This window comes from Anaerolineales bacterium (genome assembly GCA_019637805.1).
GTDB lineage: Bacteria > Chloroflexota > Anaerolineae > Anaerolineales > UBA11579 > JAMCZK01.
The window spans coordinates 70,181-89,329 of the sequence record JAHBVB010000001.1 but is presented as its reverse complement, the minus strand read 5'-3'; the positions used below and the strand labels follow the sequence as shown (position 1 = coordinate 89,329).

The following is a 19,149-nucleotide window of genomic DNA, read 5'->3' as shown; positions in this document are numbered from 1 at the left end:
CAGTGCACGACCCTTACCAGGAGGCGAACCCACCTCCTTGACACGCTCCACCAAACTCACCTCAGCCGCCAAGCCTATGCTTTAATCGGCTTGTCTTGGGCCAGGTTGCCGGGTGCACAACCCAAAGTTTGATTAAACCCCTTGCCCCCCGCACGATTAATATATCTTTTGTCCTGCCCACCTTAACAAATCACCTAGACCGGCACAGTCGCAACTGCGCCTGTAGTTGCCCGCCAGCAGATGCATTAAAATAGAGAGCAGAACCAACTCATTCGGAAAAGGAACCCATGAGCACAGACTTCCGCATTGAAAAAGACTCACTCGGCGAGGTCCAAGTCCCCGCCAATGCGCTCTACGCCGCGCAAACCCAGCGCGCCGTAGACAATTTCCCCATCTCCGGTCTCAAGCCCTGGCCGGCCTTCGTTTGGTCCATGGCCGCCATCAAGCGCGCCGCGGCTGAGGTCAATGCCGACCTGGGCCTGCTGGACAAAGACAAGGCCCAGGCCATCGCCACCGCGGCCGCCGAAGTGATGGACGGCCAGTGGCGCGACCAGTTCGTCGTCGATCCTTTCCAGGCCGGCGCCGGCACCAGCCACAATATGAACGTCAATGAGGTGCTCTCCGCTCGCGCCAACCAGATCCTGGGCGAGAAGTTGGTCAACCCCAACGACCATGTCAATATGGCCCAGTCGACCAATGACACCATCCCCACCGCCATCCGCCTGGGCGCCCTCTGGCGTCTGGAGGAATTGCTGGGCGTGGTGGATGGCTTGACCGCCGCCCTGAATGCCAAGGCCAAGGAATTCGACGATATCGTCAAATCCGGCCGCACCCACCTGCAGGATGCGGTACCGGTGCGCCTGGGCCAGGAATTTGGCGGGTATGCCAAGGCCGTGGAACGCGATGCCGCCCGCATCCGGCGCAGCGCCGAAGGGCTGCGCCGCCTGGGCATCGGCGGCACCGCCACCGGCTCCGGGCTCAACGCCCACCCTGACTATCATGCCGGCATGGTCAAGCAGCTTTCCGAGATCACCGGCCTTGAACTGCACACCTCGGACGACCTGTTCGAAAGCATGCAATCCCTGGCCGATGCGGCCGATTTCTCCGCCAGCCTGCGCACCCTGGCGGTGACCCTCACCCGCATCGCCAATGACTTCCGTTTGCTTTCCTCCGGCCCCTCCACGGGCCTGGATGAGATCCGCCTGCCGGCCCTGCAGCCTGGTTCCAGCATCATGCCGGGCAAGGTCAACCCGGTCATGGCTGAAATGCTCAACATGGCCATGTACCATGTGATGGGCTGCGACACCACGGTGGCCCTGGCCGCCGCCGCCGGCCAGTTGGAGCTCAACGTGATGATGCCGATCATCGCCCACAATCTCTTTGAGGAGATGCAGGTCATCATCGGCTCGGTGCGCGCCTTTACCGACAAATGTGTGGTCGGCCTGACTGCCAACCGCGAAAAGGCCGAGGGCTGGCTCTCACGCAATGCCATCATCGTCACCGCCCTCAACCCGGTCATCGGCTACCAGGCCGGCGCCGCGCTGGTCAAGCAGGCCTTGAAAGAAGACCGCACCGTGGGCGAAGTCGCCGTGGAGCAGGCCGAGGCCGGCGCGCTGAAGCACGTCAGCCAGGACCGCCCCGTAACCGGCGCCGAGATCCAGGCCGCGCTGAGTGACCTGCGCAAGCTGACCGACGGCGGCATCGTCAAGTAGGCGGCATGACTGGAGAGATGCTCCCCGAAGTCCAGCAGACCTTGCAAACGCTGGAGCGTATACGCGGCCAGGTGGGCGGCATCATCCACAGCACGCCGCTGGCAGGCCTCAATTGGCGGCCCGAACTGCCGGAGGGTGCCGATGGGGTCAATTCCCTGGCCGTGCTGGGCATGCACACCGCCGGCTCGGAGCACTTTTGGATTGGGGAGCTGATCGGCGGCCTGCCGCACACCCGCCGGCGTGAGGCGGAGTTCGCCTTCGTCGCCGGTTCAGCCGATGAGATCCTGGAGAGGCTGGCCGCTGTGGCTGCCCAGAGCCACCAAGTGCTGTCCGCTTTGGATGCAGAGCGGCTCGCATCCAGCCTGACCTATGACGGGCATGTCCACCCGGTGCGCTGGATCCTGCAGCATGTCATCGCCCATTACAGCTTGCATGTCGGCCATATGCAATTGACCTACCAATTGTGGAATCAGGGCAAAGCCAATACGGCTCCGCCCTGGTCACCCAATTCTTGAACATAAAAGGCCCGCCAATCGGCGGGCCTTTATGTTTAGGAACACAGACAGCTAGGGGATATGGTAGCTCTGCATCTCGACGACCGAGTTCATCGCCTCGCCGCCTTCGATGGCCAGGCCGCTGTCACTGCGCACCCAGCCCACGTTGCGAGCCAGCCAGGATGTGGTTTGCGAGTCGATGCTGAAGGGCAGAGTGACGCCCATCAGTTCAACTTGCAGTTGCAGGTTGGTCTCCACCAGAATCCGGATGGTCTGGAACTCGCCGGCGGGCACCGTGACCGTCTCTTCCGCCTGGGCGGTGTAGATATGCGTGACCAGACCGGTGGTATTGGCGCTCAGCCCATCGGCCATGTTCATCACACCTTGGATGTTGTAGCTCTGCTGCCAGGTATCACCGATGTGGATCGTGTTCGGGAAGCTATAGCCGCTGGAACCGGTGGTTTCGAAAGTGGCATCCACTCCGGTGGCCATCACCGAGGCTTCCGGGCCGCCGCCAAACTGCAGGGCAGCTACACCTTCATTGGTGCAGCTCCACTGCTGGGTGGCAACCACGGTGTCGCCGTCCACGTTAAAGGTGTTGGTGAGGGTGAAGCCGTTGTCGCTCACGCCGCTCATGCTGGCCGTCCAGGTGTAATCCCCGGTGCTGCCAGTGCCGGCATAGGTCCAGGTGGCCCCTTCCGCTACGGGGTAGTACTCATTGGCGCACTGGCCGCCACCGATTACTTCAGGTTCCGCCGGTTCAAGCGGCTGGCTGGTGGCTTCGCCTGCTTCAGGCGCCACGGCTTCCTCAGCGGGGGCCGGGCTGCCACCACAGGCGGCCAACAGCAACATCAGCGCCAGCAGGGCGCTCCAAACAGCTTTACGCGATCTCAGCATTTTCATCGTCTTCAGGTTCTCCTTGTAGGGATAAAACGAACAGCGCCACAGAGTATCACGTACTGAAACAAGCTGCAATCGAGTTTGCCCTTGACGTTGCTCTCTATCCGCTTTACGCTTTCCAGCATGCCCATCCAAGTGCTGCCTGATGAGTTGGCTTCCCAGATCGCTGCCGGCGAGGTGGTGGAGCGGCCGGCTTCGGTCGTCAAAGAACTGCTGGAAAACGCCCTGGACGCGGGCGCCAGCCAGATCAGCATCCGGGTTCTGGGCGCCGGCCAGGAGCTGATCGAAGTCAGCGATGATGGCCGCGGCATCCCGGCGGATGAATTGCCGCTGGCCTTGCAGCGCCACGCCACCAGCAAACTCAGCCGCGTGGAAGATTTGGCCGCCATCCGTACCTTGGGCTTTCGCGGCGAAGCGCTGGCCGCCCTGGGTTCGGTCGGCCGGCTGACGCTGATCTCCCGCCCCGGCGACAGCGCCGGCGGCGCACAAGTGCAAGCCGACGGGGGCCGCCTGGGCCAACTACAGGCCATGCCTGCCGCGCCCGGCACGGTGGTGCAGCTGGCGGATCTGTTCTTCAACACGCCTGCCCGGCGCAAGTTCCTCAAAAGCGAGCCCACTGAGCGGCGCCACATCAGCACCCTGGTGGCTTGCTATGCATTGGCCTATCCCCAGGTGCGTTTCTCTCTGGAGTTGGAAGGTCGTCCCACCCTGCACACCAGCGGCAACGGCGACCGGCGCGAGGTGCTGGCCGTGCTCTACGATGCCCAGCTGGCCCGCCGCATGCTGCAAGTGGATGCGCCCCAGGGCGCCATTCATATCGAAGGCTTCATCAGTCCCTTGGATGTCACTCGTTCCAACCGCTCGGAGATGACCTTCTTCGTCAATGGCCGTTGGGTGCATGATCCGGCGCTCTCCAGCGCCGTCCTGCAAGCCTATCGCGGCATGCTGATGGTGGGGCGCTTCCCGCTGGTGGTGCTCTTCCTTCAATTGCCGCCGGAGATGGTGGATGTGAATGTACACCCCACCAAGGCCGAAGTGCGCTTTGCCGACCGCGATGCGGTCTTCAGCGCCTTACAGCGCGCCGTGCGCCGCGCGTTGCTGGCTTACTCGCCGCTGCCCACCCTGGAACCGGTGCAGGCTGGCTTGGCCTGGCGGCCGCTGCCGGCCCAGCCAGAACCACTGATGGAAGAGCCGGTCTCGTTGGGCTTGGCCGCCCCCGAAGACGGCCAAGCTCCCCCGCAGGCGCAGCCGGCCCTGCCGGGCAGCGGCGTGCCCTTGCTGCGCCTGGTGGGCCAGGTAGGCGCCGCTTACCTGGTGGCCGAAGGGCCAGATGGCCTCTACCTGGTGGACCAGCACGCCGCCCATGAGCGCGTGCTCTTCGAGCGCTTCCAGGCGCAGAGGACGCAGATCGCCTCGCAGGCTTTGCTGGAGCCGGCCACAGTGCAGCTGAGCCCGGCCCAGGCACAGCTGCTGGATCCGCAGTTGGATGTGCTCTCCGGCCTGGGCTTTGAGATCGAGCCTTTCGGCCCGCAAACCTACCGGGTTCGGGCTATTCCGGCCCTGCTGCTGGGCAGTGACCCTGAAGCCGCCTTGCGTGCTGTGGTCGAGGACTTCGAGGAAGATGAAACCCCACTGGAAAAAGAGATCGAAGCTCGCTTGATCGCGCGGATTTGCAAGCGCGCCGCCGTCAAGGCCGGGCAGTCACTCTCCCCCGAGGAGCAGCGGCAATTGTTGTTGGACTTGGAGGCCTGTCAGGCGCCGCGCACCTGTCCCCACGGGCGCCCGACGATGATCCACCTGGCGATCGACATGCTCGAGCGCCAGTTTGGGCGGCGCGGCGCGCGCTAGTTGCGCGGCACGCCCTGAGTGAGCAGCTTGGCCAGCTTGTCGGCTTGCTGGCTGGTGAAGCTGGCGCCCTCCAGGCTGACCATCGGCTGGTGAGTGCGGGCGGCCTGGTAAGCCAGTTCCGGGGCGGGGGTGAACACCGCTTCCAGCTCGATCCCCAGTTCTTTTTGCGCCTCGTTGGCGTTCATCATCATTTCGGTGCGCACCCGGCTCATCAAAACGCCCAAGATGCGCGATTTGGAGATGCCCAGGTCCAGCAGATCTTGCAGCAGCGCTTTGGTCTGCGGCATAGTGTGCACATCCGGCTCCACCACCAGCAGGACCCGGTCGCAGAGCTGCACGGCGCGCTGAATGCCGAGGGGCATGCCCACGCCCAGGTCCAACACGGTGTGGGCGGCCAGCTTGGGCAGTTGGCTGACCACCGCCTCCAGTTGGGCATGGGCGTTGATCAGGCTGGCGTCGCTGGGGCGGTTGGAAGCCAGCAGCAGTTTGAGGCCGGATTTGTAGGCCACCAGGGCTTGTTCAACCCGGCTGGCGGTGATCATTGAAGGCTCTATGCGCAGCAGGTCGTTCATGCCCTGGGCGTTGGTGTAGCCCAGCCAGGCACTGATGTCGCCATGGCCCGGGCGCATTTCCGCCACGATGACGCCCTGCTCGCTGTATTGCTGGTGCAAGGTGGCCCCGAGGTTGATGCTGAGGCTGGAGACGCCCTGGCCGCCCTTGGCCGCAATCACGCCATACATTTGGCCGCGGCCGCTGTCGAAGTGAGCCGGCGGCAGGCTGCTTTGCAGTGGCGCAGGCGCAGCCGCAGGGCTTGGCGCGCCGCCCGTGCTCTGCTTGAGCAGGCTGCGCACGCGGGCCACCAGCTCGGCCGGGTGGGTGGGCTTGGTCAGATATTCGTTGGCGCCGGCTTCCAGGCCGGCGACCTTGTCGTCTACCTGGGCTTTGGCGGTAAATAAAATGATGGGGGTCTTTGCTGTGCGCGGTTCCTGGCGTAAGCGGCGGGTGACCTCATAGCCGTTGATGCCAGGCATCATCACATCCAGCAGGATCAGGTCTGGGGCGTCGATTGCGGCGCGTTCCAAGGCTTCCACGCCGTCTTTGGCGGGAATGATCTGGTAGCCCTGTTTTTCCAGGGTAGTGCCCACCAAACGCAGGGTATCCAAGTCATCGTCCACGACCAGGATCTTGTAAACCGCTTGTTCAGAACTCATAGATTTTTGTTGTGCGTATTTTAACCTGCCTAAGTATACAGGCGGCCGCGAGATTCTGCCCACAGCTATAATTTGAGCCATGCTGCTGCCACAGGTTCTGCAAAGCCTCACAGACCAGGGCGTTGGCCCCGCCGACCGGCTGCTTTTGGGCTTTTCGGGCGGGGTGGACAGCCTGGCCCTGCTGCACGCCCTGCGGGCGGCAAACCAGGCTGTGCTGGCTGCCCACCTGGACCACGGCCTGCGCCCCAGTTCGGCGCAGCAAGCCCGCCAGGCCGGGGAGCTGGCCCGCAGCCTGGGCGCCGGCTTCATCACCCGCCGGGAGGATGTGGGCGCATACGCTGCAGAGCACAAGCTCTCCATCGAAGAAGCGGCCCGAAAACGGCGCTATGCTTTTTTGTTTGAGGCAGCCGCCGCTGAAGGCGCGGCGGCTGTGCTGAGCGCCCACCAGGCCGACGACCAGGCCGAAACCGTGCTGATGCACTTGCTGCGCGGGGCCGGGCCGGCGGGCCTGCGCAGCATGCAGCCCCGCTGGCTGCCCAACCCCTGGAGCGAAACGATCCCCTTGCTGCGTCCTTTGCTGGGCGTGACGCGTGCCGAGCTGGAAGCCTATTGCCTGGCTCATGATCTGACCCCCATAGAAGACGAATCGAATGCGGACACGCGCTTCTTCCGCAACCGCGTGCGCCATGAACTGTTGCCTCCCCTGGAGGCGGCTGCCCCTGGGGCCGCGCGGCGTCTGACCCAGACTGCTGACCTGCTGGCCGCCGAGCAGGCCGTGCTGGATGCGCTGAGCCAGGCGGCCTGGCAGCGCAGCCTGGCGGCGCGTGGCGCAGAGTACCTGCGCCTGAGCCGCGCCGCTTTGCGCGGCGAGCCGCTGGCATTGCAGCGTAGCCTGCTGCGCCGCGCCTGGAGCGAACTGGGCGCGCCGGGCGAGCTGAGCTTTGAGACGGTGCAGGCCAGCCTGGAGCTGGCCACTGGTCCCAGCTCGGTCGGCCGGCTGGACTGGCCAGGCGCCTTGCAGCTTTGGCTGGAAGGCGATGCGCTTTGGCTGGCGGCTCCCGAAGCCGACCTGCCCCTGGAGTGGCCGCAAGCTGAGGCACAACCGCAGCCACTGCCGGTGCCCGCGGCGCTGGACCTGCCGGCTGGCTGGCGCCTGCAGGCGGGCTGGGCCGCCGCCCCGGCGGGCTGGGCCGCTGCTGACGGCTTGCAAGCCTGGCTGGATGCGGATACTTTGCCTGGTCCGCTGACTGTGCGCCGCCCGCAGCCCGGCGACCGTTTTCAGCCGTTGGGGCTGAAGGGTGGCCATCAAAGGCTTTCGGATTTCTTCATCAACGCCAAGCTGCCCCAGCGGGCGCGGGCGGCCTGGCCGCTGGTTTGCAGCGGCGAAGCGATCGTGTGGGTGGCCGGCTACCGCCCTGCGCACCCGGTGCGCTTGCAGGCCGCCAGCCAGCGGGTGCTACACTTGCAGCTCACGCATTCCATGCCATAAAGGTCGCCCATGCATATTGTGATCCATTCCTCCAAGGCCATGCGGACGGATCCGCAGGCCGGCTTGCGCAAGCCCCAATTGATCGCCCAGGCGCAGGAGCTGGACCGCTACCTGAAAGGCATGCCCGCCCAGCAGCTGGCGGCGATGATGAAATTGTCGCCGGCGCTGGCGGAGAAGACCCAGGCGCTGATCGCTGACTGGCATGCCGACCCCGGCGCACAGACGGCGGCGATCGACGCCTTTATTGGCGATATTTACAGCGGCATGCAAGCCCCGACGCTGGATGCCCGGGAGCGGGCCTATGCGGACGAGCACTTGCACATTCTCTCCGGCCTGTATGGCGCCTTGCGGCCGCTGGACGGCATCACTCCCTACCGTCTGGAGATGGGCTACAAGTTACCCGGCTTGGCCGTCAAGACCCTGTATGCCTATTGGGGTGAGCGCATCGCCGCTTTGCTGCCCGCCGCTGGCCTGTTGGTGAACCTGGCGGCCGCCGAATACTTTGATGCGGTCGGCAAATATGTCGATATGGAACGCGTGGTAGCCCCCAAGTTCCTGACGGTAAGCCCCAAGACCGGCCAGCCCGGCTTTGTGGTGGTGCATGCCAAAGTTGCACGGGGCGCCTTTGCCCGCTGGCTGATCACCCACCAGGTGGCGGACGCCCAGAGTTTGCAAGACTTTGCCGAGATCGGCTACCGCTTCCGACCGGAGTTGAGCACCCCGGCGGAACCTGTATTTGTCTGCGAGGAATTTGGCGGCATCGGGCTGAGCATCCGCATGCAGGACAAAGACTAGGCGTTAGAGCAAGCTGAGCTGCTCATGTCCGCGCAGCTGGTGCAGTTTCATGCCCAGTTCGCGCCATTGGATCTCAGACACACCCAATTTTTGGCGAATTTTGTTCTCTTCCATGCCGGCGCGCAGGTCATTCAGCGCGCAGGTCCAACGGCACATCAGGAAGGACAGCTGCGCGTCCAACCCGGCAGATTCACCCAGGTCTTGCAGCAAATATTCCAGGCGGCGCGGCGACCAGGGAAACAGACGCTCGCTGAGGTCGTATTGGCCGCGGTATTCCTGATAGGCTTCGACCCAATCGGCGGGCAGGGCGATCTTGCGTTCTTTGTAGCGGTCGTTGGGATTGGCGTAGCGCACGAAGACCAGCGGGCCGTTGGCGGCTTCCAGGTCAATGTGATTGGTGGTCAGCGCCAGGGTTTCGCCCTTCTTGATGCCGGTGCTGAGCAAGAGCGAGAGCAGCACATAGCTGCGCGCGTCCGGCTTGCGGCCGCGGCGCAGACGTCCGGCGGCCTTGAGCACCTGGGCCTGCTGCTCCTCGGTCAGCACGCCCGGCAGCGGGCTGAGCACAGATTTCTGCACCACGGCTTCGGCCGGGTCCGCCTGGGTCACGCCGGCGGCCTGCAGCCAACGAAAGAAGGCTTTGAGGGAGGTGATGCGGCGGGCAAAGGTCTTGGGGCTGCAGGGCACGCCGCGCTCGGTTTGCATCCATTCCAGGAAGTTGTCCAAATCCTTGGTGCTGATGCCGCCCAGGCTCTGGTCTGCCGGCAGCCAGGTGGCCAGCAGGCGCACATCTGCGGTGAAGGCCTTGACTGTGTGGGTGGAGGAGCCCTGGTCTTGCAGGTAGAGCGCCCAGGCAGCGATGGCTGGCGGCAGCGGGCTGCGGGCGGTGAGCGATTCGGCGTTGCGTATAGTCATGCTTGCGAGTGTAGAGGGGGTGGTTGCGATTGTCAAATGCTTTTGCGGGCCGGTTGTCAAAAAGATATATTAACGCGCTGGGGGGCGGGGGTTTTGGGCCGATTAATATATCTTTTTGGCGGTGAGTGGTTGGCTAGGCGGATTATCGCACGCGAGAGTGCAAGTACGCGAGAAGGTGGGCAGGATGTCAAGCGTCTTGCAGAATGAGGCTGGTTGGCTGGGAGGGTTGCAGAGCTTTTTGCGAGCCGGGCTTGAAGGAGCCATTGGCACAGTGGGGTTCCTTCATAACGCCTACGCCGTTCAGGATGAGGTGTGTAGAAAGATCCTTCGCTGCGCTCAGGATGGGGAGTGCGGAATGCTGAAGGCTAATTGCTGCTGGCGGAGGCCACGTTGAGCGACTGGCGCATGATGTTGAGTACTTTGGCGCGGTCGGGCAGCAGCACGGCGGCGCCGGTGGAGGTGCGGAAGCTGCTGACATCCTCCGGCCCGACGGCGTAGTGGCCGGAGTGGCCGCCGCCGGCGCCGAGCTTGGCGGCCAGAGGCAGCAGCGGCAGGATGTGGCTGAGGCTGACATCTGTGGTGACGCTCTGGCGGTATTGATCGTAGAGCTGGGGGGCGCGGGCGATGGCGTCAATGCTGATCATGCGGTAGAAGATGGCCTGCAGCACTTCCTGCTCGCGGCGAGTACGGTCAAAGTCGCTGCTGGTGGCGCGTGAGCGCACATACCAGAGGGCGGTCTCGCCGTCCATGAAGACGGACCCGGCCGGCACCGAATAGATGCCGTGGCCGTCACGCTGGTCGCTGAGCCCGCGGGCAGACTGCACGGTGATGCCGCCCAAAGTGTCGACGATGGATCTGAAACCCCAGAAGGTGGCGAGCACATAATGGTCCGGGCGCACGCCAAAGTTGTATTCCATCGTGTCGGCCATCATTTCGAAGCCGCCGCGCACGAAGGCGGCATTAATGCGGTCCATTTTCCAGCCTGGCACATAGACATACAGGTCGCGCGGGAACGAGGTGAGGTTAACCAGTTCACCGGCCGGGTTCAGGGTGGCCAGCAAGATCACGTCAGTGCGAAACCCGCCGTCATTGGGCCGTTGGTCAGAGCCGAGCAACAGGATATTGACCTGCCCTTCCGGTTGGATGAAGCGGCCCACCGGATCCGGCAGGGCGATGTCCGACTGGGCAGTGGGGGCGGGGTAGTTTTCAAAAGGGATGGGGATCAGGTCACGCGTGTCTGGCGTGGGGCTGGTTTCAGACCCGGCGGGCTGGCCGGCAAAGTTGGGCAGAAAAGGCGTGGCGGTCGGCGTGGCCTGGGGACCCAGCGGGCTCATGCCTGGGGCGCAGGCGGCCAAAAGCAGACAGAGCAAAATGCTGGCAAAGAGACGCGTCTTCATCATTGGGGTGCGATGCAATAATCGGGCCACTTAATAACCATAACGTATCGACAGGGAAAATGGTTCCCTGCGGAATTATGCGTTTGCTTGGGGGTTGAGGGGTAGCAGGATGCTAAAAGTGGCGCCCACGCCGCTTTCGGTTTCCACCCAAATGCGGCCGCCCAGGGCCTGGGTCAGCGTTTCGGCGATGGTCAGGCCCACGCCGGTGTCGCCTACGCCGGGGATGACCGGGTTGCTGGCGCGGTAGACGCGTGAGAAGACGCGCGGCAATTCCTCTTCGGGGATGCCGCCGCCGCTATCGCTGACTTGGAGCAGGGCAAAGTCGCCCAGTTCCACCTGGCTGTCCACCAGGGCGCGCAGGGTAATCTCCCCGCCGCTGGGCGTGGCGGCATCGGCGTTTTGCAGCAAATGGTAGAGGATCTGCTGCAGCGCGTCCCGGTCGGTGTTGAGCTCGGGCAATTGATCCGGCAGGTCCACGCGCAGGGCGATCTGTTTTTCTTGCAGGCGGGGGCGCATCTGACTGATGGCGTCGTCGATCACGCTGCCCAGTTCGACCGGCTTGCGCTGGGTGCTGTAGCCGCCTTCATCCAGCTCGGCAATGTGGATCAGGTTGTCGATCAGTGTGTTCATGCGCTCGGTGGAGTGGCGCACGCGCTCGAGGAACTTGCGCTGCAACGCCCCGAGGATGCCCACCGATTCGCCGAGCAGGAGGTCGGTGTAGCCAACCACTGAGGAGAGCGGCTGGCGCAGCTCCTGGGCGATCGAAGCGATGACCTCCATCTGCTTGGCGTTGATCGGCTGCGCGGGCAGCCCGGCTGGCAGCAGGGTGGTTTGCTGCGCGTGGGCCAGTTCCTCATGCAGTGCAGCGATCTCTTGCAAGGCGAGGCGCAGTTCTTCGCGGGCCTGGCGGGTTTCGGGCGTGTCGTCGCTTTGCGCTTCGAGGGTGGACCGGTTGGCGGCCAGCGACTGTTTCAGGGTTTCGTTCTCTTGCTGCAGGGCCGCCACCAGCTCATTGCTGTGCAGCGCCTGGGCATCTTCTTGCACGCCCTCGTTTTGCAGTTCGTCAATATGAGTCAGCAAGCGCTGCACGTCCTGGCGGTAGCGCTCATTCTCATGGCTGAGGTTTTCCAACTGGCTCAGCAGAGTTTCGACCTCTTCACTGGCGGGGGCGGGCAGCAGCTCCACCGCAGGGCTGGCGGCCCGCAGGCCGTAGTGCTGCAGGCTTTCGGCCAGGCGATCCGCCAGTTCACCGGCGTCGCTTTGCAGGGCGCGCTCATCTTCGGGCTGCCAGGCGCTGGTCAGGTTCAGAAGCAGAGCGGTCCATGGCTTGGCGTCCAGCAGGCCAGCCAGCGGTTGGGCCATGAGAAAGGCAGGGAAGGACAGGCGCAGGGCCTGGGAGAGCGCGGTGAGCTCTTCCGAATCCGTGTCTACGGAGAGTGTGAGGGGCTTGCTGTTCAGCAGGGCGTCGGTCAGCAACGGCATCTCCACCAACGGCAGATCGGCAGGCTGGGTGGCCTGGTCGCGCAGCAAGTTGTAGCCGCTGACCAGCTCCAGGTAGCTGTCTTCGGTATTGGTCTGGGCGAAGACGCATAAGTCCGCTTTGTAAGCTTCGGCCACCTGCCTGGCTAGATCTTCCAGGTTGAGCGGGGCTGCCGCCAGGCTTGCAGGCTCTTCGGGGACGGGGGGCAGCTCAAACCCTTCTGGGATGTATTCTTCGATCTCAGGAGAGGGCTCCAGCACCAGGCCTTGCGGGGCTGGGGTTGCTGCCGGGGCAGGCAAGCGGCTGAGCGCCAAGAGGCTGAGCAGGTGCGCCGCCTGGGTAATGAAAGGCATATTGCCGAATGGCTCGGCGAGAAGCATGTGCAGCACCTGACCCAAGGTGAGCAGCACGACAATGCCCAGCCCGGCGCGCTTTTCCTGACGCCAGACCAGGGCGGCAGCCACGGCCAGCGCCAGCAGGCTGGCGGCGCTCCATATGTAGTCCAGACCCGAATAATTGAAACGGGCACCCTCCGGCGCGTTCATCCAGCTGGCCATTAAGCCACCTGCCACGGCGACGGCCGCCAGCAGGCCCACGGCCAACCAGCGTGACCGCGGCTGCCTGGCCCACAACCAGGCCAGCGCCACCAGGCTGATCAGCTGCACGCCGCGTTCCAGCGCCGGCAGCGCCCAGGCCGCAGTAGGCTCACCCCACCAGGCGGTTGCGGACACGACGGCCTGCAGCAGGCGCAGGGCCATCAGCCAGCCAAAGGCGCGGCCGGCCCCGGCGGAGAAAACCTGCTCCCGGTGGCTTTGCAGCCACAGGCTGCTGCCGGTGAGCAACAGAAGCGCCAGCAATACGTAGACTGTGCTGGCTAAGGGGCTTTCCAAGAGGGCGGCGATGCTGGGCCAGGAAAATTCCATCGCTTCAAATTATAGACCAGGTATTTTCGCGGCACAGGCAGCGCGGGCCAGGCAGTTTGCCAGGATATGTTGACAGGCGGCACATTCCGGTTAGAATATCGCCTCCAGCCGAAGTGGCGGAACTGGCAGACGCGCTACGTTCAGGGCGTAGTGAGCGAAAGCTCGTGTGGGTTCGACTCCCACCTTCGGCACACAGCGGGCGCATTTTGCGCCCGTTTTTGTTTCCAGCTGGCCTGCAGCTTGCACCTGCTTGTGCAGCAAGGTAGACTTCTGTCGTGGAAAAGATCGTCAAGTTCGTACAGCGCTTTCCGCTGGTGGTAGGCGCCATGCTGCTGGTGTTCGTGCTGCTGGCCTTTACACAGCGCGTTTCAGAGTACCTGCGGCTGAGCGAGCAATTGGAGAACCAGCAGGCGCGCCTGACCGAGCTGGCTGCCACGCAAACCAGCCTGGAAGACCAGATCGCTTATGCCACCTCCCAGGCCGCGGTGGAGGAGTGGGCCCGCGAGGATGCACGCTGGTCACGCGACGGCGACTTTGTGGTGATCCCCATCGCGCCGGCGGACGCAACTCCGGAGGCGGTGGTGCAATTCCAGGCCACTCCGGCTGTTTCCAGCCCCTGGGATGCGTGGATGAACTGGCTTTTTTACCCAGGCCCTTGACGCAGTCCAAGGGGACGTGATAATATCTTTGTCTGCCGCGGGGTGGAGCAGTGGCAGCTCGTCGGGCTCATAACCCGAAGGTCGCAGGTTCGAGTCCTGCCCCCGCTACTCGAAAAAACAGCCAGCCTTCATGCGCTGGCTGTTTTTGCACATACGTCAGGTATTGCTGTTTTCTCTAGGTGATTTAATGCAGCTCGATTCATTCCTCGCCCACCCTGCCTACCGTATTGTAGCGTTTGTGCTCAAACGCAGCCTGACGGTAGGACTCACCGTATTTTTTGGCATATGCCTGACTGTGATTGTTGCCAACACCAACGGAGTGCTCGAGGCCAACCTAGCCCGGCAGATTGAACTGCAGGCCACGCGTGAGTTCCGCGCACAGACATTTTCTCAAGACCGCGTGGAGTTGCAGGTGATCGAAGCTCACCTGTTGGACGAAGCGGGCTTTAATGACCCTTATTTAGTACGCCAGGTGCGCTTGGCTGTTCGAGCGCTGACCCTTGACTGGGGCGAGATCACTCACCGTCAGCTGCGAGCCCAGCTGCCCACCAATTCTCAGGCGACCTCGGTCAACGCGATCGTGAAGCAGGCCCTGCCCAATACGCTGCTTCTGGTGGGTCTTTCAAACCTGATCGTATTTTTTGTCGGCCTGCCACTGGCCTTGCGCTTGTCCCGCCAGCCCGGCTCCAGGCTGGACCGCGTGATCTCCTTCCTGGCCCCGCTGTCTACATTTCCCAGTTGGGTGATTGGCCTGCTGCTGGTGCTGATCTTTGCCGTGCAATTGCGCTGGCTACCTGCCTCCGGCATGGGGCGGGTGGTGCCTGGGGCCGACGACTGGCAATTGTTTACCTCCAACCTGCGCTACTTTGTGTTGCCAGTCAGCGCGGTTGTGATCAACCTATTCTTCCAGTTCGTGTATACCTGGCGCTCTTACTTGCTTTCCTTCGCCCAAGAGGATTATGTGGAGCTGGCCAGGGCGCGCGGCTTGCCCAACAGAGTATTGGAAAGAACGCATATTCTGCGCCCCTCGCTGGCTTTCATTATCACCAGCTTCATGCTGTCCGTGGTGGGCTTCTGGCAGATGGCGATAGCACTGGAAGTGGTCTTCGAGTGGCCGGGCATCGGCTTGCTCTATGTGGATTCGCTACCTAACTTCTGGGGCGAGTCGATGTTCCCTGGGGATATGGTGATCACGGTGGCCCTGGTGACCGTGTTTGCCTACCTGCTGGGCGTCACGGTTGTCTTGCTGGAGGTGTTCTACGCCCTGGTGGACCCGCGGGTGCGGGTGGATGAACCGCTCCGTTTGCGCCTAGCTCGCCCGCGGCAATCTTCAGTGCCGGTGGAGGTGCGACGGGCGGGCCAACCCAAGCGCACTTTGGGGTTGGCCGCGCTCTGGCAGGGTTTCCGGCACTGGGGACGAGATCTACCCCGCCAGCTAAGCAGCATGAGCAAGCAGGTTTGGTCGGTTGTAGTGCAGTTCCGCGAGTTTCCCGCCGCACTGGCCGGCTTGGTGATCATTGTTTTCCTGGTGGCAGGCTCACTCTATGCGGCAGTGGCCCTGCCGCTTAATAAAATTGGCCTGGAGTGGTACAGCAACTCTGTGACGGGTCGTACCTATCGTCCCAAGGCGGCCATGCCCACTTGGGCCAATTGGCTGGGCGGCGGTAAACCGTATCTCTCCCATATCTTGCTGGACAGCCAGGAGGAAGGCCCAGGCGTAATCAAAACTTTGGCCACGGATGCTGACGGCAACCGGATCGTCAAGATCGTATACGAGTTTGACTTCAATTACCGCCAGATGCCGGAGGAAATCTTCCTGTATTTTGAGTCGCAATACACCAGTAAGCGCCCCTTTATTTTGTGGACCTGGTCCACGCCCGATGGGCGCGAATTGGATCTGGTCGCCCTGGGTGACCCCGGCTACCTAAAGGTGCCGCTCACCGACAAGGTCTTCACTGGCCCCAGCGCGGCGCGGCGGGCCAGTGCCATTTACCCAAACCTGGACAACCTGAAGCCGGAACAGTTGGCTTTGTATTATTTGTTCACTGATCCGGAGAGCGCCAACGCGACCCCAGTAAACGGCCTCTACCGTTTAGAGATCGAGGCGCGCTTATTTGAGCCGGAAGCGGACCTGAACGCTCAGCTGGTCATGCTGGGACAAGTGTATGGCGCAGGCGGCACCGATGGCTATCGCCGCGATCTGCTGGTTCCGCTGGTGTGGGGCATGCCATTTGCGTTGCTGTTTGGCCTGGGCGCGGCCATCTTTTCGGTATTTGTGGCCCTCTTTTTGGGGGCTGCCGCCGTTTGGTATAGCGGGTGGATCGATTGGTTTGTTCAGCGCCTTTCGGACTTGAATATGGTCTTGCCGGTGCTGGCGATTGGTGTGCTCTTCTATTCTTTCTATGGGTTGAGCATCTGGTCTGTGCTGTTTGTGATCGTGCTGTTCAGCTCGTTTGGCAGCCCGGTGAAGACGTTCCGTTCAGCCTTTTTGCAGCTCAAGCAGGCCGGCTACATCGAGGCGGCGCGCACTTATGGTGCGTCGGATGGACGCATTATCTTTCGGTACATGATCCCGAAGATCATGCCGCTGCTGATCCCGCAGCTGATCTATCTGATCCCGACGTTCGTTTTTCTTGAAGCGACCCTGGGGATGTTCAATATCCGCATGATCTATCCCACCTGGGGCCGCATCATTTATGAGGCCTTGAACTCCGGGCTGTTGTATGGGTCACGCTTCTGGGTATTGCAGCCGCTGGGCCTGGTCTTTCTAACTGGCATGGCTTTTTCGATGGTGGGCTTTGCCTTGGACAAGATCCTGAACCCGAAAGTCGGGTCCAATCTGGGCCATTAAGCCTGTTCGTAAGCCTGCTTTAGCCAGCTGTGTACTTCGGCGTCGAAATCTGCGGCGCTGCCCAGGCGCACTTTATGTGTGCACATGCCGCCCCAGGCTTCCAGACGGCCGGCGGGCGGCACGCCCTTAAGGATCAAGCCCAGGTCAATGCGGTCCTTGGCGCTGACCTGCACTAGGCCGAACTGTTTGCTGCGCCGCAGGCTGACGTAGGTCTTCTTGGGCGAGACGTCCACATCACTGCCCAGTCTCTGGCTGGCTTGAATGATCTGCTCGTATAACGGCTTCATCGCCGCTTTCGGACCGCTGAAGTAAGCCGCCACCAGGTCCTCGTCGGCACTCGGACCGCCCTGGGCCTGCTGGCGGTAGAGGATGGCGATGGTGTTGGCAAAGCCGTGGCTGACGCCATGTTCACCCTTGAGTAGCTTCATGATCTCGCCGTGCGCTTCAAGCCCGTTGGATTGAATCAAGGCGAACCACTCCTGCAGGCTCTTGCCAGTCTTCTCGGGCATATTATTGATCATGCTTTGGATTTGTTCTTCAGGTGAAGTAGCCATGATGCCTCCATAGATATGGGTGATTGTAGGGCAAAGGTTTGAGCGAGTATTGTAAAAAATTCACCGTTGGCCATCAAAAAATATAACCAAAATAAAGCGATCAAGATGCACCACTGACCCGATGTATAATTTTTGTTTATGACTGAGCTTAGCCAAATTAGCGTAATCATCCCTGCTTATAACGAGGAAATTGGATTGGCGACTGTGCTGGCTGCGCTGACGCAGCATTCTGCATTGCAGAGCGCTGAAATTATTGTTGTGGATGATGGCTCGAAAGATAAGACAGCTGAGGTTGCTGCGCGAAATCCTAAAGTACAGATAACACGTCGAGAGATCAATATGGGATACGGCGCATCTATCTCAAGAGGTATCCGGCTAGCGACCCGACCCTATGTAATTTGGTTTGATGGAGATAACCAGCACCGAGTTGAAGACTTGATTCTGGTCGCCCAAACGTTAATCGCTCAAGACCTGGACTATTGCATTGGTGTGCGTACCGGTGATTCTTACCAGGAGCCATCTCGCTGGCTCGGCAAGCTCGTTTTGCGTTGGGCGGTTAACTATGCGGTGGGCTCATCTGTCGCCGATTTCAACTCAGGTTTACGGGGTTTTCGGCGCTCGGTGATCCTGAAGTATCTGAATTTCCTGCCCAAAGGCTTTGGCGCGTCTACGGTGACGACCTTGTTGATGTTGGAGCGCGACCATGTGGGTGCGGAAGTGCCGATCGTGGTGCATGCTCGCCAGGGCCGTAGCCAGGTGAAACAACTGCGGGATGGCTCGCGCACTTTGCTGATCATTTTGCGAATTTTTTTGTTGTTCAAACCACTGCGTTTCTTTGGGGGTATTGGCGCTGCCTTGATCTTGCTTGGCCTGGTTTATGGCCTGTATCGGGCATTTGCCGAGGGGTTAGGCTTCCCCACGTTGGGACTGTTGTCTATCGTGGCTGGTTTGCAATCCTTCTTCTTTGGCCTGCTCGCCGACCAGATCAGCATGGCGCGGCTGGACAATTTAGATTGACCAATTTGGCATGACCCAATTGACCTGCCGGCTGTGCGAGCACGGTGACTTGAAGGAGCACTTTGTAGCCAAAGGGTTTCACTTGTTGGCTTGCCATCGCTGTGGCTTTGTCCAAGTTGCAGAAGCCCCCCAAGAGCACAATATTGCCCTATACGATCAGGAGTATTTTTCGCACAACAAATACCAGGATCTGGATATTCTGGAGCGGGAGAACCGGCGCAGGCTGGATTTGCTGAAACGCACTTTGCCCTTGGAAGGGGCGCGGGTCTTGGATGCTGGTTGCGGCGTGGGTGATTTTGTGGCCCTGGCGGCTGCGGAGACCGGTGCAGAGTTGGTGGGCACAGATATTGCTGAAGCTGCCATTCGCATCGCGCAGGAGAGTTACCCGCATTTGGACGCGCATTTTCATGCGGGTTTGCTTGAAGAACAGGACTTCGCCGCAGAGAGCTTTGATGTGATTTGCAGTTGGGACGTGATCGAGCATATTTGGCAGCCTGTCGCCACCTATCAGCGTCTGTTCAAATTCCTAAAACCAGGCGGGTCACTGTTGCTCTCAACGCCCAACATTGGTGCCCCCATCGCCCGAGCGATGGGCCGTTATTGGGCTTTCATGACCCCGCCGGAGCACCTAAGCTTCTTCAACAAGCAATCCATGCGCTGGTTGGCCGAAGAGACTTTGCGGGCGGAAATGACAGACTGGTTCAGCCGAGGCAAGTGGACGAATGTCGGCTTTCTGGTGTATAAGGCCCACCGCGTGCTGCCATCCGCTTGGCTGGCCAAGCTGCGAGACTTTTTGCATCACAGCCCACTCGGCAAGCTGCCAATTTACGTACCCACAGGGGACGTTCAGTACGCGGTGATTAGGAAACCCCAATTAGCAGGGCTTGAGCTAGAATTGCGGCCTTGA

15 protein-coding genes and 2 tRNA genes are annotated in these 19,149 nt (G+C 61.8%); 11 read left to right on the top strand and 6 right to left on the bottom strand.

The annotated features are described in order from the left end of the window. Window positions 1-287 precede the first annotated feature (287 nt). Together KF885_00375 and KF885_00370 are read left to right on the top strand one after the other, a co-directional pair. Window positions 288-1,712, top strand: coding sequence for an aspartate ammonia-lyase (locus KF885_00375; GenBank protein MBX3047609.1), 1,425 nt, complete (start codon window positions 288-290; stop codon window positions 1,710-1,712). A gap of 5 nt (window positions 1,713-1,717) precedes the next feature. Then, on the top strand, window positions 1,718-2,227 hold the full coding sequence (locus KF885_00370) for a DinB family protein (protein MBX3047608.1): 510 nt from the start codon (window positions 1,718-1,720) through the stop codon (window positions 2,225-2,227). 51 nt (window positions 2,228-2,278) lie between these two features. Here the strand turns inward: KF885_00370 and KF885_00365 are convergent, their stop codons facing one another. Then, the gene (locus KF885_00365) at window positions 2,279-3,109 is read right to left on the bottom strand and encodes a hypothetical protein (protein ID MBX3047607.1); all 831 of its coding nucleotides are present in this window, start codon (window positions 3,107-3,109) and stop codon (window positions 2,279-2,281) included. Window positions 3,110-3,229: 120 nt separating this feature from the next. On the opposite strand from KF885_00365, the gene mutL reads away from it, so the two are divergent. Then, entirely contained in the window at window positions 3,230-4,954 is a 1,725-nt protein-coding gene (gene mutL, locus KF885_00360) for a DNA mismatch repair endonuclease MutL (GenBank protein ID MBX3047606.1), read from the top strand. Here mutL and KF885_00355 read toward each other — a convergent pair. Further along, window positions 4,951-6,165: a response regulator gene (locus KF885_00355; protein ID MBX3047605.1), complete on the bottom strand. Its 1,215-nt coding sequence runs from the start codon at window positions 6,163-6,165 to the stop codon at window positions 4,951-4,953. The genes mutL and KF885_00355 overlap by 4 nt on opposite strands. 79 nt (window positions 6,166-6,244) lie before the next feature. On the opposite strand from KF885_00355, the gene tilS reads away from it, so the two are divergent. Together tilS and KF885_00345 are read left to right on the top strand one after the other, a co-directional pair. Further along, window positions 6,245-7,654: a tRNA lysidine(34) synthetase TilS gene (tilS, locus tag KF885_00350; GenBank protein MBX3047604.1), complete on the top strand. Its 1,410-nt coding sequence runs from the start codon at window positions 6,245-6,247 to the stop codon at window positions 7,652-7,654. Between the two features lie 9 nt (window positions 7,655-7,663). Next, the gene (locus tag KF885_00345; GenBank protein ID MBX3047603.1) at window positions 7,664-8,449 is read left to right on the top strand and encodes a YaaA family protein; all 786 of its coding nucleotides are present in this window, start codon (window positions 7,664-7,666) and stop codon (window positions 8,447-8,449) included. Window positions 8,450-8,452: 3 nt separating this feature from the next. Here KF885_00345 and KF885_00340 read toward each other — a convergent pair whose 3' ends face one another. From KF885_00340 to KF885_00330, 3 genes are all read right to left on the bottom strand, one after another. Beyond that, window positions 8,453-9,361: a site-specific integrase gene (locus KF885_00340; GenBank protein MBX3047602.1), complete on the bottom strand. Its 909-nt coding sequence runs from the start codon at window positions 9,359-9,361 to the stop codon at window positions 8,453-8,455. A 365-nt stretch (window positions 9,362-9,726) separates the two neighbouring features. After that, window positions 9,727-10,761, bottom strand: coding sequence for an LCP family protein (locus KF885_00335; protein ID MBX3047601.1), 1,035 nt, complete (start codon window positions 10,759-10,761; stop codon window positions 9,727-9,729). A 72-nt stretch (window positions 10,762-10,833) separates the two neighbouring features. Then, entirely contained in the window at window positions 10,834-13,161 is a 2,328-nt protein-coding gene (locus KF885_00330) for a HAMP domain-containing histidine kinase (protein ID MBX3047600.1), read from the bottom strand. 107 nt (window positions 13,162-13,268) lie between these two features. On the opposite strand from KF885_00330, the gene KF885_00325 reads away from it, so the two are divergent. From KF885_00325 to KF885_00310, 4 genes are all read left to right on the top strand, one after another. Next, window positions 13,269-13,352, top strand: a tRNA-Leu gene (locus KF885_00325). 84 nt (window positions 13,353-13,436) lie between these two features. After that, window positions 13,437-13,820 carry a septum formation initiator family protein gene (locus tag KF885_00320; GenBank protein MBX3047599.1) on the top strand — a complete coding sequence of 128 codons (384 nt, stop codon included), beginning with the start codon at window positions 13,437-13,439 and terminating at the stop codon, window positions 13,818-13,820. Window positions 13,821-13,856: 36 nt separating this feature from the next. Further along, a tRNA-Met gene (locus KF885_00315) sits at window positions 13,857-13,928 on the top strand. Between the two features lie 79 nt (window positions 13,929-14,007). Then, complete coding sequence (locus KF885_00310; protein ID MBX3047598.1) at window positions 14,008-16,671, top strand: ABC transporter permease subunit; 2,664 nt, start codon at window positions 14,008-14,010, stop codon at window positions 16,669-16,671. On the opposite strand, the gene KF885_00305 is transcribed toward KF885_00310, so the two are convergent. Then, window positions 16,668-17,225 (bottom strand): DUF4287 domain-containing protein, encoded by a 558-nt coding sequence (locus KF885_00305; GenBank protein MBX3047597.1) that lies wholly within the window; start codon window positions 17,223-17,225, stop codon window positions 16,668-16,670. The two genes, KF885_00310 and KF885_00305, sit on opposite strands and share 4 nt — an antisense overlap. Before the next feature lie 138 nt (window positions 17,226-17,363). Between KF885_00305 and KF885_00300 the strand changes: the two genes are divergently transcribed. After that, entirely contained in the window at window positions 17,364-18,242 is an 879-nt protein-coding gene (locus KF885_00300) for a glycosyltransferase family 2 protein (protein ID MBX3047596.1), read from the top strand. A 10-nt stretch (window positions 18,243-18,252) separates the two neighbouring features. Beyond that, the gene (locus KF885_00295) at window positions 18,253-19,149 is read left to right on the top strand and encodes a class I SAM-dependent methyltransferase (GenBank protein ID MBX3047595.1); all 897 of its coding nucleotides are present in this window, start codon (window positions 18,253-18,255) and stop codon (window positions 19,147-19,149) included.